Annotated in this window: 16 protein-coding genes; 4 read left to right on the forward strand and 12 right to left on the reverse strand. The window is 65.7% G+C overall.

The annotated features are described in order from the left end of the window. Nucleotides 1-25 precede the first annotated feature (25 nt). The 3 genes from AC5RV3_RS14310 to AC5RV3_RS14320 form a co-directional block, all read right to left on the reverse strand. Nucleotides 26-1,144 carry a BMP family lipoprotein gene (locus AC5RV3_RS14310; RefSeq protein WP_494122712.1) on the reverse strand — a complete coding sequence of 373 codons (1,119 nt, stop codon included), beginning with the start codon at nt 1,142-1,144 and terminating at the stop codon, nt 26-28. 191 nt (nt 1,145-1,335) lie between these two features. After that, nucleotides 1,336-2,565, reverse strand: coding sequence for an amidohydrolase (locus AC5RV3_RS14315; RefSeq protein WP_494108108.1), 1,230 nt, complete (start codon nt 2,563-2,565; stop codon nt 1,336-1,338). A gap of 154 nt (nt 2,566-2,719) precedes the next feature. Continuing rightward, nucleotides 2,720-3,865 carry a mannose-1-phosphate guanylyltransferase gene (locus tag AC5RV3_RS14320; RefSeq protein ID WP_494122713.1) on the reverse strand — a complete coding sequence of 382 codons (1,146 nt, stop codon included), beginning with the start codon at nt 3,863-3,865 and terminating at the stop codon, nt 2,720-2,722. Between the two features lie 325 nt (nt 3,866-4,190). Between AC5RV3_RS14320 and sdhC the strand changes: the two genes are divergently transcribed. The 4 genes from sdhC (at nt 4,191) to AC5RV3_RS14340 (ending at nt 7,713) form a co-directional block, all read left to right on the forward strand. After that, nucleotides 4,191-4,574: a succinate dehydrogenase, cytochrome b556 subunit gene (sdhC, locus tag AC5RV3_RS14325; protein ID WP_493987889.1), complete on the forward strand. Its 384-nt coding sequence runs from the start codon at nt 4,191-4,193 to the stop codon at nt 4,572-4,574. A gap of 3 nt (nt 4,575-4,577) precedes the next feature. After that, the gene (locus AC5RV3_RS14330; RefSeq protein WP_494113119.1) at nt 4,578-5,048 is read left to right on the forward strand and encodes a succinate dehydrogenase hydrophobic membrane anchor subunit; all 471 of its coding nucleotides are present in this window, start codon (nt 4,578-4,580) and stop codon (nt 5,046-5,048) included. Between the two features lie 89 nt (nt 5,049-5,137). After that, nucleotides 5,138-6,925, forward strand: a complete 1,788-nt coding sequence (sdhA, locus tag AC5RV3_RS14335; RefSeq protein WP_493978599.1) for a succinate dehydrogenase flavoprotein subunit — start codon at nt 5,138-5,140, stop codon at nt 6,923-6,925. Beyond that, entirely contained in the window at nt 6,925-7,713 is a 789-nt protein-coding gene (locus AC5RV3_RS14340; RefSeq protein WP_493987887.1) for a succinate dehydrogenase iron-sulfur subunit, read from the forward strand. The genes sdhA and AC5RV3_RS14340 overlap by 1 nt, the downstream gene beginning before the upstream one ends. A gap of 76 nt (nt 7,714-7,789) precedes the next feature. Here AC5RV3_RS14340 and AC5RV3_RS14345 read toward each other — a convergent pair whose 3' ends face one another. From AC5RV3_RS14345 to AC5RV3_RS14385, 9 genes are all read right to left on the reverse strand, one after another. Next, a complete protein-coding gene (locus tag AC5RV3_RS14345; RefSeq protein ID WP_494122714.1) occupies nt 7,790-8,878 on the reverse strand; it encodes a YihY/virulence factor BrkB family protein in 1,089 nt (362 codons plus the stop codon). Next, nucleotides 8,850-9,449: a 2'-5' RNA ligase family protein gene (locus AC5RV3_RS14350; protein ID WP_494122715.1), complete on the reverse strand. Its 600-nt coding sequence runs from the start codon at nt 9,447-9,449 to the stop codon at nt 8,850-8,852. Before AC5RV3_RS14350 ends, AC5RV3_RS14345 begins: the two co-directional genes overlap by 29 nt. A 2-nt stretch (nt 9,450-9,451) precedes the next feature. Further along, on the reverse strand, nt 9,452-10,534 hold the full coding sequence (trpS, locus tag AC5RV3_RS14355) for a tryptophan--tRNA ligase (RefSeq protein ID WP_494122716.1): 1,083 nt from the start codon (nt 10,532-10,534) through the stop codon (nt 9,452-9,454). A gap of 11 nt (nt 10,535-10,545) precedes the next feature. Continuing rightward, nucleotides 10,546-11,370 carry an exodeoxyribonuclease III gene (locus tag AC5RV3_RS14360; protein WP_493988238.1) on the reverse strand — a complete coding sequence of 275 codons (825 nt, stop codon included), beginning with the start codon at nt 11,368-11,370 and terminating at the stop codon, nt 10,546-10,548. An 83-nt stretch (nt 11,371-11,453) separates the two neighbouring features. Then, nucleotides 11,454-11,984: a hypothetical protein gene (locus AC5RV3_RS14365; RefSeq protein WP_494122717.1), complete on the reverse strand. Its 531-nt coding sequence runs from the start codon at nt 11,982-11,984 to the stop codon at nt 11,454-11,456. A 60-nt stretch (nt 11,985-12,044) separates the two neighbouring features. After that, nucleotides 12,045-12,404, reverse strand: coding sequence for a VOC family protein (locus AC5RV3_RS14370; RefSeq protein WP_494113124.1), 360 nt, complete (start codon nt 12,402-12,404; stop codon nt 12,045-12,047). A 115-nt stretch (nt 12,405-12,519) separates the two neighbouring features. Then, nucleotides 12,520-13,353, reverse strand: coding sequence for an ABC transporter permease (locus AC5RV3_RS14375; protein WP_494122718.1), 834 nt, complete (start codon nt 13,351-13,353; stop codon nt 12,520-12,522). Then, entirely contained in the window at nt 13,350-14,411 is a 1,062-nt protein-coding gene (locus tag AC5RV3_RS14380; protein WP_494122719.1) for an ABC transporter permease, read from the reverse strand. The genes AC5RV3_RS14375 and AC5RV3_RS14380 overlap by 4 nt, the downstream gene beginning before the upstream one ends. Further along, nucleotides 14,404-15,369: an ABC transporter ATP-binding protein gene (locus tag AC5RV3_RS14385; RefSeq protein ID WP_494113127.1), complete on the reverse strand. Its 966-nt coding sequence runs from the start codon at nt 15,367-15,369 to the stop codon at nt 14,404-14,406. The genes AC5RV3_RS14380 and AC5RV3_RS14385 overlap by 8 nt, the downstream gene beginning before the upstream one ends. Nucleotides 15,370-15,453 lie beyond the last annotated feature (84 nt).

Raw genomic sequence — 15,453 nt, forward strand, 5'->3', positions numbered from 1 at the left:
CGGAGAGCGGCGGTCCGCTGCGTGCTTACTGCTGCGGGCTGGCCTTGGATTCGACCTTGATCTCGCCCGAGATGATCGACTCCTTGATGGTTTCCAGTTCCGCCTTGGTCTCATCGGAAACCGCTGCGTCGAGGTCGTGGAACGGGGCCAGTGCGACGCCGCCGTTCTCCAAGGTTCCGACGTAGGGGGTGCTGTCGAAGTTGCCCTCGGCGTCGGTCCTGACGACTTCCTCGACCGCGTTGCCCATCAGCTTCATCACCGAGGTGAGGATGAATTCCTCAGCCTTGCCGGCGGTCTCGTAGCCGTCGGAGTCGACCCAAACAACCTTGGCGTCCTTGCCGTCGGCGTTGGCTTCGAGCACGGCGTCCAACGTGCCCAGGCCCACCGGGCCCGCCACCGGCATGATGATGTCGGCGCCCTCGTTGATGAAGTTCAGGGTGTTGGTCTTGCCCTTGCCCTGATCCTCGAAGTTGCCGACGAACGTGCCGTTCTGGGCTTCCTTGTTCCAGCCCAGCAGTTCGACGTTGGCGTCCTTCTGCTCGTTGTAGTAGTCCACGCCGTCGGCGAAGCCGTCCATGAAGATGGTGACGGTGGGGATGTTCATGCCGCCGTAGGTGGCCACCTTGCCGGTCTCGCTGGTTGCGGCCGCAACGTAGCCGGCCAGGAACGCCGCCTGCGCCGTGTCGTAGATGATCGGCTTGACGTTGTCGCTGAATTCCGGGTCGTTGTAGTCGACGATCGCGAAATTGGTCTCGGGATTGGCCGCCGCTGCTTCCTTGGTCACGTCGCCCAGCAGGAAGCCGACTGTGAGGACCATGTCGCAGTTGGCCTGCACCATGGCATCCACGTTGGGACCGAAATCGGTCTCGGCCTGGGACTCGGCCTCGCGGATCTTGATGCCCAGCTCTTCTTCGGCCATCTTCAGGCCTTCGTAGCTCGACTGGTTGAACGAACGGTCGTCGAATCCACCGGAGTCGGAGACGATGCAGCCCAGGTAGTCGGTGCCTTCCGCTGCCGGGCTGCCGCTGGCGCCGCCCTCTTGGGCCGGCGGAGCGCCGCAACCGGCCAGAACGAGTGCGGACGCGCCCAGCACCGCGGCGGAGAGGCCGGTGCCGCGCTTAATCTTGCGCAGTGAAGTCTTCAATGTTCCTCCATAAAAGAATGTCTGCCCCGCCACAGTTCAATGGTCGCTTCACAGGAAGTGCGGCGTTGACTTGTACTCCGCGTGGCACAGCACCTGTCCTGCAGGTGCACAGTTGATGACCCTACAGTAGTTCCCGCGCGCCCCACCGGCGAAGCATCCGCGACACGCGCGCGGAGATTGTTGAAAAGTTGTTACTTTTCGGTAGCAACCGCTGCCGTGTCCCGGTGACGCCGGGCGGCCAGCAGGGCCGCCTTGGCCATGACGCGCACGCCCACGCCGATGGCGTGCTCGTCCGGAACGTAGTCGCCGCGGTGCAGGTCGAAGGTTTCCCCGCCCGGGGTCCGGGTGCCCAGCCGCATCATGGCGCCGGGCACTTCCTGGGTCATCCAGGCGAAGTCTTCCCCGCCCATCGACTGCGGTGTCAGGGTCACCGCGTCCTCCCCCAACTCGCTCCGGGCCGCCGCTTCGAGCAGCGTGGTTTCCCGTTCGGTGTTAATGACAGGAGGCACGCCGCGGATGTGCTCGAGCTTGACGTCCACGCCGAACGGTGCGGCCACCTGGTTGACCACCTCGTCCACCAGCTCACCGGCGGCCTGCCAGGCTTCCCCGTCCAGGCAGCGCATGGTTCCGGCCATGTAACCGACAGCCGGGATGGCATTGGGGGCGGCGCCCGCCTGGATTTGCCCCCACACGAGTGAGACGGCGCTGCGGACATCGATCCGCCGGTTGATGACCGCCGGGACGCTGACGGCGATCTCGGCCAGCGCGAACACCAGGTCCTCCGTCAGGTGTGGGCGCGAAGTGTGCCCGCCGCGCCCGCGCAGTTCAATACGTATGGTGTCCGAGGCGGAGGTGATGGCTCCGATCCGGGTGCCGACCAGTCCGACGTCGATCCGCGGATCGCAGTGCAGGGCCAGGATCCGCGGCAGCCCTTCCAGCACGCCCTGCTCGATGACGGCCAGCGCGCCGCCGGGCATGGTTTCCTCGGCCGGCTGGAAGATGACCCGCACGCGGGCGGACAGTTCGCCTTCCAGATCCAGTTTGCGCAGGACCAGCGCGACGCCGAGCATCACCGTGGTGTGGATGTCGTGTCCGCAGGCGTGGCTGATGCCGGTATTGACCGAAGCGTAGTCGAGGCCGGTTTCTTCCATGATCGGCAAGGCGTCGATGTCGGCGCGCAGGCCGATGGCCAGCGGACCCTCCCCGATGTCGACGAACAGCCCGGTGCCGTCCAGCAGCTGGGGTTCCAGTCCTGCGGCCGTCAGACGCTCCGCCAGCTTCCGGGTGGTGAGGAATTCCTTGTGCGACAGCTCGGGATGCTGGTGCAGGTCCTGCCGGAACCGCCGTAGTTCGTCCAGCAGTGGCGATGCCCAGACGCCGATATTGAGGTTGGCCAGCGGTGTTTCTGAAATCTTCTGCACACCTGCACTCTATCGACTTGAGCGCCGGCCCATCGAGGACGGTCGACGCCGGTGGCGCTGCACAGGGCTTCCGCCGGCGGCCCGCCGGGTGCGGCGCGCCTCAGAGGACGTCGGTGTCGCGCTTCCGCCGGCGGCCCGCCGGGTGCGGCGCGCCTCAGAGGACGTCGGTGTCGCCGCTGGCCCTGAGCTGTTCCACGGTGGACTTCACCTTCTGCGCGTGTTCCTTGGTGGTCACCAGCAGCGCGTCCGGGGTGTCGACCACGACGACGTCGTCGATGCCGATCAGCGCGATCACCCGTTTGGTGTCGGAGACCACGACGCCGGTGGCCGACTCCGCGAAGACCCTCGCCCCTTCGCCGAGCACCGTGAGCCCGGAGGTTTCGCTGGCGGTGTTCAGCCGTCCGATGGCGGCGAAGTCGCCCACGTCGTCCCAGGCGAAGGAACCGGGGATCATCGCCACGTCCCCGGCGGCCGCCGCGGGTTCGGCGACCGCGTAGTCGATCGCCGTCTTGGGCAGGTCCGGCCAGATCCTGCGCATCACCGCGCCGCGGGCCGGGGTGTCCCAGGCCTCGGCGATCTCGGTCAGTCCGGCAAAGAGTTCGGGTTCGTTGGTCTCAAGGTGCTTCAGCAGCAGGTCCACCGGGGCCACGAACATGCCGGCGTTCCAGGAATACTCCCCCGTCTCCAGGTAGCCGCGGGCCACCTGCTCGTCGGGTTTCTCCACGAACTCGGCCACCGCCTGCGCGGTCGGCGCGCCCGGGATTTGCAGCGCCCCGGCAGAGCGGATGTACCCGAAGCCGGTGGCCGGATGGGTCGGCGTGATCCCGATCGTGACGATGTAGCCCTCGGCAGCGGTGTGCACCGCCTCGCGAACCACCTGCTGGAAGTCCTCCACCGGGGTGATCACCTGGTCCGCGGCGAAGGAACCCATGATGATCCGCGGATCCCGCCGGTACAGGATCGCCGCGGCCAGCCCGATCGCCGCCGCCGAGTCCTTCGGCTCCGGTTCCAGCACCAGGTTCGCATCCTGCAGCTCGGGCAACTGTGCGCACACCGCATGCCGGTGCAACTTGCCGGTCACTACCAGGGTCCGCCCCTGGCACAACGGCTCCAGGCGGGCGTAGGTGGCGCGAATCAGTGTGGACCCGGAACCGGTCAGGTCGTGCAAAAACTTCGGCGCCGCCGCCCGGGACAACGGCCACAACCGCGTCCCGGTCCCGCCCGCCGGAATCACCGCATAAAAACGATCCAGCACTGCATCATCGTCGGCCGCGCCCCGGCCTGCTGCTTGAGTGTTCACCCTCTCCACGGTAATCCAGCAACGTGGGTGCCGCCTTCATCCCGCGGGTCGATTTTTGCCGCCGGGCGTCGTTTGCCGGTGCCGAAACACCGAAATCCGCCGCCGGGTCGCGGTCCAGCAACCTGTGTGGCCGCGGGCCCGCGCAATCAGCCCCGCGGCGACCGATGTGCCCGGGCTGTTAAAAAGGTCACACCCCGCTGTAGCTAAATTGAATAAGCCCTCAGCGAAGCCTAGATTAGTCTTGAGCTATAGAGCGCTCTCGCACCGGCGTCAACTCTTGCGTGGAAGCCACGCTGCGCCTCTGCGATGCAGGGAGGGTAATTCAGTGTCGAAGACACCAGCTGGGACCTTATACCGCGGCCGTGAAGGCATGTGGTCTTGGGTAGGACACCGCATCACGGGCGTCGCAATCTTTTTCTTTCTCTTGGTACACGTGCTGGATACCGCACTGGTCCGGGTATCGCCCGGCGCCTATGACGCCGTCATGGCAACGTACAAGAACCCGATCATGGCCATCTTGGAAGCCGGCCTGGTAGCGGCCATCGTCTACCACGCCTTTAACGGCCTTCGCGTCATCCTCATCGACTTCTGGAAGAAGGGCCCCAAGTACCAGGCCAAGCTTCTGTGGGGCGTCGTCGGCCTGTGGGTCGTCGTCATGGTTCCGTTCCTCATCCGCCACCTCACGCTCGCTTTCACCGGGGGTCACTAACTCATGTCGGTCAACTCTGAAATCCAGGCTCCCCGCAGCGCCCGCATCGCTCCCGAATACCTGCGCAACAAGGGCCGCAAGGGCAACTTCGAACTGTACGCATGGCTGTTCATGCGGCTCTCCGGCCTCATTCTGGTCGTGCTTGTCTTTGGCCACCTCTTCGTCAACCTGATGGTGGGCGAAGGCGTCCACGCCATCAACTTCGGCTTCGTGGCCGGCAAGTGGGCCGATCCGTTCTGGCAGATCTGGGACCTGGCCATGCTGTGGCTGGCCATGCTGCACGGCACCAACGGCGTGCGCACCATCATCGAGGACTACGCGGAAAAGGACAGCACCCGCTTCTGGTTCAAGATGGTCCTGTACGTAGCCTCTGCCGTCATCATCGTGCTCGGCACCTTGGTGATCTTCACCTTCGATCCGTGCCCGGCCAACGCCACCGCCGAGCTGCTGCCGTCGTTCTGCCCGGCACCCTAACCGTCCCCGCGACAGACCGCGGCGCCGTTGCCCCGTCGTGAACCCCACGCGGCGAAGAAATCCCAGTTTCAACAGAAAGAGCATCCAGTATGCAGGTCCATAAGTACGACGTCGTCATTGTCGGTGCCGGTGGCGCCGGTATGCGCGCCGCGATCGAATCAGGCCAGCGCGCGCACACCGCAGTACTGACCAAGCTGTACCCCACCCGTTCCCACACCGGCGCGGCCCAGGGCGGCATGTGCGCCGCGTTGGCGAACGTCGAAGAGGACAACTGGGAATGGCACACCTTTGACACGATCAAGGGCGGCGACTACCTGGTTGACCAGGATGCCGCCGAGGTGATGGCCAAGGAAGCCATCGACGCGGTGCTGGACCTGGAAAAGATGGGCCTGCCGTTCAACCGGACGCCCGAGGGCAAGATCGACCAGCGCCGCTTCGGCGGGCACACCCGCGACCACGGCAAGGCCCCGGTTCGCCGCGCCTGCTACGCCGCGGACCGCACCGGACACATGATCCTGCAGACCCTCTACCAAAACTGCGTCAAGCACAACGTCGAGTTCTACAACGAGTACTACGTGCTGGACCTGCTGCTGGTCGAGGAAGACGCCACCCGCGCCGACGGCACCCCCTACAAGCAGAAGCGCGTCGCCGGCGTCGTCAGCTATGACCTGGCCTCCGGTGAGCTCCACGTCTTCCAGGCGAAGTCCGTCATCTTCGCCTCGGGCGGCGTGGGCAAGGTCTTCAAGACCACCTCCAACGCGCACACGCTCACCGGCGACGGCATGGGCATCGCGTTCCGCCGCGGCCTCCCGCTGGAAGACATGGAGTTCGTCCAGTTCCACCCGACCGGCCTGGCCGGGCTGGGCATCCTGCTCTCCGAGGCCGCCCGCGGCGAAGGCGGAATCCTCCGCAACGCCGACGGTGAGCGCTTCATGGAACGCTACGCCCCCACCATCAAGGACCTGGCGCCCCGCGACATTGTGGCCCGCTCCATGGCCCTTGAGGTCCGTGAAGGCCGCGGCTGCGGTCCGAACAAGGACTACGTGCTGCTGGACCTGACCCACCTGGAGCCGGCGCACATTGACGCGAAGCTGCCGGACATCACGGAGTTTGCGCGCACCTACCTCGGCGTCGAGCCCTACACCGAGCCGGTGCCCGTGTTCCCCACCGCCCACTACGCCATGGGTGGCATCCCCACCAACATCAAGGCCGAGGTGCTGCAGGACAACGACACCGTTGTGCCGGGCCTGTACGCCGCGGGCGAGGTAGCCTGCGTCTCCGTCCACGGCTCCAACCGGCTGGGGACCAACTCCCTGCTGGACATCAACGTCTTCGGCAAGCGCTCCGGCATCAACGCCGCCGAGTACGCCAAGACTGCGGACTTCGTCGAGCTGCCGGAGAACCCGGAGCTGTACACGATGGAGCTGCTCGAGACGGTGCGCGGAGGCACCGGTACCGAGCGGGTCGCCCAGATCCGCAAGGAACTGCAGGACATCATGGACGCCAACGTGCAGGTGTTCCGCGACGAGAAGTCCCTGACCGAGGCACTGAACGTGATCGCTTCGCTGCGCGAGCGCTACAAGAACATCAGCGTCCAAGACAAGGGCAAGCGCTTCAACCTGGACCTGCTGGAGGCCGTGGAACTCGGCTTCCTGCTGGACATGGCCCAGGTGATGACCGTGGCGGCCCTGCACCGCACGGAGTCCCGCGGCGGACACTTCCGCGAGGACTACCCGGACCGCGACGACGAGAACTTCATGAAGCACTCGATGTGCTACCTGGACGTCGACGCCGTGACCGATCAGACGGCCGGCATCCGCATGGATACCAAACCCGTAGTATTCACGCGCTACGAACCGATGGTGAGGAAGTACTAATGAGCACCGCGACCGAAATTCCCGAAGGACCGTCCAAGGTCGAGCTGGCTCCCGGGGTCGGCGGCGGCGGCGAAATCCCCAGCTTCGACATCACGCTGAAGGTTCGCCGCTACGATCCGGAAGTCTCCGAGGAGGCCCGCTGGGACGAGTTCAAGCTCACCATGTACGGCACGGACCGTGTGCTGGATGCCCTGCACAAGGTCAAGTGGGAGCATGACGGTTCCGTATCCTTCCGCCGGTCCTGCGCCCACGGCGTCTGTGGCTCCGATGCGATGCGCATCAACGGCCGCAACCGCCTGGCCTGCAAGACCCTGCTGAAGGACCTGGACACGGCCAAGCCCATCACGGTGGAGCCGATCAAGGGCCTGCCGGTGGAGAAGGACCTGATCGTGGACATGGAGCCGTTCTTCCAGTCCTACCGCGAGATCATGCCGTTCCTGATCAACAACGGCCACGCGCCGACCCGCGAGCGGCTGCAGTCGCAGGAGGACCGGGAACGGTTCGACGACACCACCAAGTGCATCCTCTGCGCCGCCTGCACCTCCTCCTGCCCGGTGTTCTGGACCGACGGCCAGTACTTCGGACCGGCAGCGATCGTGAACGCGCACCGCTTCATCTTCGACTCGCGCGATGATGCCGGCGACATGCGCCTGGAGGTCCTCAATGACAAGGAAGGCGTGTGGCGCTGCCGCACTACCTTCAACTGCACCGAGGCCTGCCCCCGCGGCATCCAGGTGACCAAGGCGATCACCGAGGTCCGCCAGGCCATCCTGCAGCGCTCCGTCTAGCCAACCCGGGCGGTCCTTTCGGGACTGCCGGCCAGGTGGCGCCGATTCCCCTCCGGGAGTCGGCGCCACTTGGCGTTTAAGGTTCCTGCAGGTTCCTCCGCCGGCGCAGGCTCCATGCCCGCTGCCGCAGCGATCGGCCTCCTCCTGCCGCCTGCCTGGCCAGCGCGTCGGCCTTACCGACCGCTCCCCAGGCGGTGGCGACCAGGTAGACCTGGCTGAGCAGGTAGAACCACACGAACAGGCCCAGGATGACGGCGAAGGGAGCCAGCAGCGGGTTGCTGCCCACGTTGCCCACGAGTGTCGAAGAGAAGTACCTGAGCACGGTACTGCCGACACCGGCGAGCAAGGCGGACTGGAGCATCACCAAGCGTGGCATCCGGATCCCTGACGCCACGCGGAAAAGGACCACGGCAACCGCCGTATCCAGCAACAGCATGACCACGATGCCGGCGATCCGGGTCAGCGGAACCACGAGATCGCCTTCGATACGGAGCAATTCCACGATCAGGTCCAGCGCGGTATTGGCTATGGCCGCGACGAGCGTTGTCACGATCAAGGCCACGGCCACGATCAGCAGCGTGCCGCTGTCCTTGAGCTTGACCAAGACGATGTTCGTGTCCAGCGGCGGCAGGTCAAAGATGCCCCGCATCCCCGTGCGCAGGCCGGCTATCCAGCCCAACGAGGTCCAGATCATGACGGCGGTGGAGATGATGAGGCTGACGCCGAAAGCCTGGCCCTGGGAGAAGAGCTCTTGGGGTGAGGCCAGGCCCTCGGACCCGGTGCCAGTGTCAATCAGTCCCGGGATGAAATCGTTTACCACCCGAACTATGGCCATCTGCAGGTCGCGGCTGCCGGCGGCCACCAAGCCGAGGATGGAAAAACCTGCCACCAGCATCGCAGCTACGGAGAAGAACATTTTGTAGGCACAACCGGCCGCCAGCAACGGCCCATGCCTCAGGGCGTAGAGATTTATGACCCGCATCAGGCGCCAGGAGTTGATCTTCGCGAGCCTGTACTGGGCCGCGGCCATCAGGCTTTTCAGGGTGCCTTCTTCGCGCTTGGCACGCCCTGCCTCCCGGCGCTGTCTCAGCGCGGCTAGTAACAGTTGCTGCCGTTCCAGCGGATCCGGCGCTGCCTCAGTCTGCTCCCGCGCGTCCGGCGCCAAAGGTCAACTCTTCCCGTAGTATCCACACGCCGGTCTCGTCGTGCTCGTAGAGCCCCATGCTACTGACCCGGAATGCGGCGTCATAATCCGCGAGCTTGCTTTCGGCCGAGTCCATGCTGGCTTCGCTGACGTCGTGGGCCACGGTCACGTGCGGGTGGAAGCCGAACTTGAGTTCGCGTTCCAGCGGCCCGGCCTGGAGTTTCCGGTGCAGCTCGACGCACTCGTCAAACCCCTCGTCGATGCTCAGGTAGACCACGGGCGAAACCGGGCGGAAACTGCCCGTGCCGCGCAGGGAGAGGGTGAACGGGGACTGCGAACGGGCCACGGCCCGGACGTGATTCACGGCTTCGTCCCAGTCAATCACCGGAGTAGTGGTGACCAGGGTGATGTGCGGCGGTATCACCGAGGCCAACGGGTCACCGAACGACGCCCGCCAGCTCTCCAGCTCACTGGCCATGGGCTCCGGCACCCCGATGACCACGCCGACGCAACCGACCGCCGTCAGGGCAGCCTGGACGGCATCGCCGTCGTGGTGCACACGGGCGATGCTGTCCTGGTGCTGCTGGCGCATGGCTAGCGTCCGCCTCCGGCGGACAAAAAACCTACCTTGGAGTACACATCAGCGAGTGTAGCCGATGCGATTGAACGGGCCCTGTGGGCTCCGCGGGCCAGCAGCCGGTCCAGTTCGGCCGGATCGTCCAGCAACTCCTGGGCGCGCGCCTGGACCGGGGCGAGCGTCTCGACGACCACCTCGGCCAGATCGACCTTCAGATGCCCGTACATCTTGCCCTGGTACTCCTGCTCCAGCTGCGCGACGGTCTTGCCCGTGAGCGTGGAGTAGATGGTGAGCAGATTGGAAATGCCCGGCTTGGCCTCCCGGTCGAAGCGGATCTCCATACCGTCGTCGGTGACCGCCGACTTGATCTTCTTGGCAGCCTGCTTCGGGTTGTCGAGAATGTTGATCAGGCCCGCGGTCGACTCGGCCGACTTGGACATTTTCGCGGTGGGGTGCTGAAGATCGTAGATCTTGGCCCCCTCCTTGGGGATCACGGCTTCGGGAACCACGAAGGTTTCGCCGAACCGGTGGTTGAACCGCTGGGCCAGGTTCCGCGCCAACTCCAGGTGCTGGCGCTGGTCCTCGCCCACGGGCACGCCGTAGGGGCGGTACAGCAGAATGTCCGCGGCCATCAGCACCGGATAGGCGAACAGCCCCACGGTCGCGGCGTCGGTACCATTCTTCTGCGTCTTGTCCTTGAACTGGGTCATCCGGGATGCCTCGCCGAAACCGGTCACGCAGTTCAGGACCCAGGCCAGCTCGGCGTGCTCCGGCACATGGGACTGGACGAAGAGTGCGGTCCGGTCCACGTCGATGCCGCCGGCGATGTACTGCGCGCAGGTGACCCTGGTGCGCTGGGCCAGATCCTTCGGATCGTAGTCCACCGTGATGGCGTGCAGGTCGGGAATGAAGTAGAACGCTTCGTATTCGTCCTGCAGCTTGACCCAATTGACGAGTGCACCCAGATAGTTGCCCAGGTGCAGCGAGTCGGCGGACGGCTGCATGCCGGAGAGAAGCCTGGGACGCTCGGCCTGCGGCCGGCCCGCCTGCCCGGCGGCCCGCACGGCGGTGTCGGTGGGTTCTGTGGTTCCTGTGCTCATCGGGATGCTTCCTAGAACTGGTAGTCGACGACCAGCGGTGCGTGGTCGGAGAATCGGGCGTCGTAGGTGGCGGCACGATCGACCGCGGCGGCCGTCGCCAAATCGGCCAGCGACGGGGTGGCCACCTGATAATCGATTCGCCAGCCGGAGTCGTTGTCGAAGGCCTGGCCGCGCCAGGACCACCACGTGTAGGGCCCGCTGACGTCCCCGGCCAGTGACCGGTGCACATCGCGCCAACCGATCTCCTCGCCAAAGAAGCGGTCGAAGTAGGCCCGTTCCTCGGGCAGGAAGCCGGCGCGCTTGACGTTGCCCTTCCAGTTCTTGATGTCCAGCTCGGTATGGCCCACGTTCAGGTCGCCGACGACCAGCGCGTAGTCCCGCTCGGCCCTCAACTGCGGCAGCCGGCGGCACATGGCATCCAGGAAACGGTACTTGTCCACTTGCTTGGGGGTATCCACCTCGCCTGAATGGACGTAGGCGCTCACCACGGTCAGGGTCTTTTCGCCGTCGGCGCCGTCCACCGCAAAGTCGGCCTCCACCCAGCGGCCGGCGGAGAGAAAGTATTCATCGCCTATGTGGCTGCGGGTGGCCGTCGGCTCAACACGGGAAGCGATGGCAACACCGGCGCGCCCCTTGGCCTCCGCTTCGGCATGGAGGATGTGCCAGTCGCTGCCCAGCAGCTCGCGTACGACGGCGTCCGGCGCCCGCACCTCCTGCAGGCACAGGATGTCCACGTCCCGGACCGCCAGCCACTCGGCCATGCCGCGCTTGTAGGCGGCGCGGATGCCGTTGACGTTGACGCTGGCGATGCGCAGGGTCTTGCCTGCCTGGATCAGTCCGCCTGCTGCGTCGCGGGAGGTGGTCGGTGCGGTGGAAACGGTTGCCAAAGTCACCCGACTACCTTACCCAACCCTTCAGTTCAGCCAACAACTGTGCCGCTGACGGTTTCGCCGCCGTCTTCCTTGCGGATCATGCCGCGGCCGTTGTGGGCGGTGATCTCTACCGTCTCCAGCGCCCGGTCGACCATGCCCTCGTCTTTGCCGCGGTAGTCGCGGATCACTTTGGCCTGCACCTGGATGATCTTGAAGCTGTGGTCCAGCTTTTCGTCCCGCACGGCATTCGCCCTGGAAATTTCTTCCTCGACGACGGCGGTTCCGCCGCCCGGCGCGGGGTTGACCCGCCCGGCGTAGTCGGCCTGCACATTGGCCAGCTTCTCCTTCGCCTTGCGCGTGGCACCGCGGACGCTGAACACCACGAAGGCGGCCAGGGCCAGCCATGCCAGCGATACGGCGACGACGATCCAGCCGATGACGTCGTTCTCATTGGCGGCAAAGATCACCGCGACCAGGAAGACAAGCACCAGCACGGCCAGGCTGATGTTGCCGGCCTTGAAGGGCAGCTGGCGGGCGGCGGACGAAACGGAAGTAGACTCGGGACCAATTGATCGCATGGGCCTATTCTCTCAAATCCATGCGCTCCCGCGCGCCGTGTCCGCCCACGGCTCAGCGCGCTACCACTGCACCAGGCAGAAGGGGTGGCCGGCCGGGTCCAGGTACACCCTGAAGGTCTCGCTGCCCGAGTCCATGCTGGTGGCTCCAAGCTGGAGCACCAGCCCCTCGGCGATGTCCAAATCCCTGACCCTGACGTCCACATGCATCTGCTGGGGATGTTCCTGGCCCGGCCACTGGGGTGGTTCGTAATCGTGGACCTGTTGGAAGGCGATGGCCGGCCGGTCCGGGGCGTCCCCGATGCTGATCCAGCCGTCGTCGTCCTGTTGGACCCGGATCATGCCCAGCAGCTCCTCGTAGAAAGTGGCCAGGGCGTCGCTGTCCGGACAATCGATCACCAGTGCCTGCCACTTGCCGATCATGTGCCAGCTCCTTCGTAGGTTCAAGGCCTTGGACGGTCGTTCCATCATTGACGCCACATCAGCGCGTGGCAACCCCGGCAGGCGCGCCCCCGGCCCGGCACACGTCGGTCCGCGATCAGTTCAGGAAGAGCTTGCGCAGCCTGCCGGTGGTCAAGATCAGCCCGAGCACGATCATGACCAGGAAGTACAGGACGTGGATCCACGTGGCGGCGGTGAAGGCGCCGACGCTGAGCTGGCGCAGCAGTTCCACGCCGTGCCAGAGCGGAAAGGCCTGGATCAGCCACTGGATCGGCTCCGGGTAGACGCTGAGCGGGTAGAAAGTCGCGGAGAACAGGAACATCGGCAGCATGATGAAGTTGATCCAGTCCATCTGCTGGAACGTTTTCATGTAGCTGGTGATCGCCATGCCGAACGCTGCGAAGCCGAAGGCGACCACCACGGCTGCGGGGATCATCAGCAGCGCCCAGGGCGAGGTGATCAGCCCCATGGCGCCCATCACCGCGGTGAAGCCGGTGGCGTAGAGCGCTCCCCGCATCAGCGCCAGCAGGATTTCGCCGAGCGCCACGTCCAGCGGTCCCAGGGACGTGTACAACATGCCTTCGTAGAGCTTGGCGAAGTTCAGTTTGAAAAAGACGTTCCAAGTGGAGTCATACACCGCGCCGTTCATCGCCGAGACGGCCAGCAGCGCCGGCGCAATGTAGTTCGCATAACCGATTTCGGTTCCGCCGGGGCCGCTGATGGTGCCGATCAGCGAGCCCAAGCCGATGCCCATCGCCACCAGGTAGAGGACCGGCTCGACGAAGCCACTGACCATGATCGCCCAGTTGGTTCCCCAAATGGCTTTGACGCCGCGTGCGAAGACCGCGCGGACGTTGCCGGCATAGAGGGAGCCTAACGGGCGGCGCGTCGGCTCGAGCCGCGGCGCATGCGGGAGAACGTGCTGGCTCATTTGCCCAGCCTCCTGATATAGATTCGGCGCGCGAGGAGCCAGCCGGCCGCGCAGAGGGCGGCCAGGTAGGCGACATGCAGCACGGTCAGCCAGGCCGGTTCAACATAGCCGTAGCTGAGCACCCTGCCCAGTTCCGTCGAATGCCACAGGGGCGAGATCCAGCCGATCCAGCGGACCAGCAGCGGCATGGCCTCCAGCGGGAAGAACGTGCCGGAGAAGAGGAACAGCGGCATCACGATGAACCGCTGCACCAGCGCGAATTGACCGCGGTCTTCTTCGATGCTGGCCGAGTACGCCATCAGCGGCAGTCCGAAGGCCATCCCGCCCAGGGCCGCCGTGATGACCATCAGCCCGGCGGTGGCCTCGGTCACCGCGCCGAAGATGACCAGGCAGAGGAAATACAACCCGGTGGTCAGCAGCAGTCTGGCCAGCACGCCCATCGAGTGCCCGTTAACCAGCTGGTGGCTCTGCAGCGGCGAGGCGTTGGGGCCGTAGTACGTCTTGCGCCATCGGAACCCCGACATCACCGAGTACGTGTTCTCTTCGCTGGCCACCATGATCGCGGCGGTCGCCAGGAGGGCAGGCGCCACGAAGACCAGGTACGGCACGGACTGGCCGTTTCCGGCGTCGAGCGAGGCGTTGGTGTTGGCGTCCACCAACGTGGCGAGCCCGACACCCATGGCAAACAGGTAAACCAGCGGCGTGCCTACCGCCGTCATCAGCACCGTCCAGCCGTAGCCGCGCAACTGCCGCAGCCAATGCTCCAGAAAATAGACCGAGCCGAAGCTCCGGGCGCGTTCGGCCGACTGCAGCGGGGTCAGCGGCGAGCGCAGGCCGGTGACGGGCCGTGTCAGGGCATCGACTTCGCGCAGCGACAACTGCTCCGGGGCGCGCGTATCGACCGCGCCCGCGGGGGCCGCTGCGTCCGGCGCGGGGGCTGGAGCGGCTCCGGCTCCCCCGGACTCTTTGGCCGCGCGCGCCGGTGGTACTTCGGCCGGGCGCGCGGCGATCTCCTTGTCCTGCCCGCCCGGCACCTGCGTGGGCTGTTGCTCAGTCAATGAGGCTCCTGCCGGTCAACCGGAGGAAGACGTCCTCCAGGCTGGAGCGCCGTACCAGGGACGTGATCGGGCGCAGGCCGCGGTTGGACACCTGCTCGAGCGCCGCCTCGCCGTCGTCGGCATAGACCAGGACACGGTCCGGCAGCGTTTCAAGCCGCTCCCCGATGCCGGCCAGCTCCGGCGCCACGGTGGTATTCCGCTCGGAACCGAACCGAAGCTCCAGGACCTCGCGGGTGGAATGTTCGCGGATCAGGGCGGCCGGTGACCCTTCCGCCATGATCTTGCCCTTGTCCACCACGATCAGGCGGTCGCACAGCTGCTCGGCCTCGTCCATGTAGTGGGTGGTCAGGATCAGGGTCACCCCCGCTTCCTTGAGCCGGAAGAGGCGGTCCCACAGGATGTGGCGCGCTTGCGGATCGAGCCCGGTGGTGGGCTCGTCGAGCAGCAGCACCTTCGGGTCGTTCATCAGCGAACGGGCGATGGTGAGCCGCCGTTTCATACCGCCCGAAAGGGCGTCGACCTTCGCCTTGGCCTTGTCCGTCAGCTGCGCGAACTCCAGCAGCTCGTCCGCCTTGGGCCGCAGGTAGGAGTACGGCAGGCCGAAGTAGCGGCCGTAGACGATCAGGTTGTCGCGGACCTTCAGTTCCTCGTCGAGGTTGTCCTGCTGCGGCACGACGCCCAGATGGGCCCGCACCTCCGGCCCGTGTCGGTCTGGGTCCAGGCCCATGATGCTCAGATCGCCGGACGTCCGCTGCGAGACGCCGCCGATCATCCGCATGGTCGTGGACTTGCCCGCACCGTTGGGGCCGAGCAGCCCGAACGACTCCCCCGCCGGGACTTCGAAGGAGATGCCGTCAACGGCGTTGAAATCGCCGTAGGTCTTCACGACGTTCCGGGCGGAGATGACGGCTGCGGACGTTTGCTGAGGCAACCGGTGTGAAAGGGATGTTTGAGGCACTGCTATAGCCTAGATCACATCAGCGATTGAGGAAAGCCAATCGGGGTCTCCTATTCCGTGTCCCGGCTGGAAGCAGCACTTGGT

It is taken from the genome of Arthrobacter sp. Y3221114 (genome assembly GCF_059092625.1).

Coding starts and splice junctions, on each gene's coding strand:
- AC5RV3_RS14330 (WP_494113119.1), top strand. CDS start 4,578: ATGTCGGTCAACTCTGAAATCCAGGCTCCCCGCAGCGCCCGCATCGCT.
- sdhA (WP_493978599.1), top strand. CDS start 5,138: ATGCAGGTCCATAAGTACGACGTCGTCATTGTCGGTGCCGGTGGCGCC.
- AC5RV3_RS14340 (WP_493987887.1), top strand. CDS start 6,925: ATGAGCACCGCGACCGAAATTCCCGAAGGACCGTCCAAGGTCGAGCTG.
- AC5RV3_RS14350 (WP_494122715.1), bottom strand. CDS start 9,449: ATGCGCCAGCAGCACCAGGACAGCATCGCCCGTGTGCACCACGACGGC.
- trpS (WP_494122716.1), bottom strand. CDS start 10,534: ATGAGCACAGGAACCACAGAACCCACCGACACCGCCGTGCGGGCCGCC.
- AC5RV3_RS14365 (WP_494122717.1), bottom strand. CDS start 11,984: ATGCGATCAATTGGTCCCGAGTCTACTTCCGTTTCGTCCGCCGCCCGC.
- AC5RV3_RS14370 (WP_494113124.1), bottom strand. CDS start 12,404: ATGATCGGCAAGTGGCAGGCACTGGTGATCGATTGTCCGGACAGCGAC.
- AC5RV3_RS14375 (WP_494122718.1), bottom strand. CDS start 13,353: ATGAGCCAGCACGTTCTCCCGCATGCGCCGCGGCTCGAGCCGACGCGC.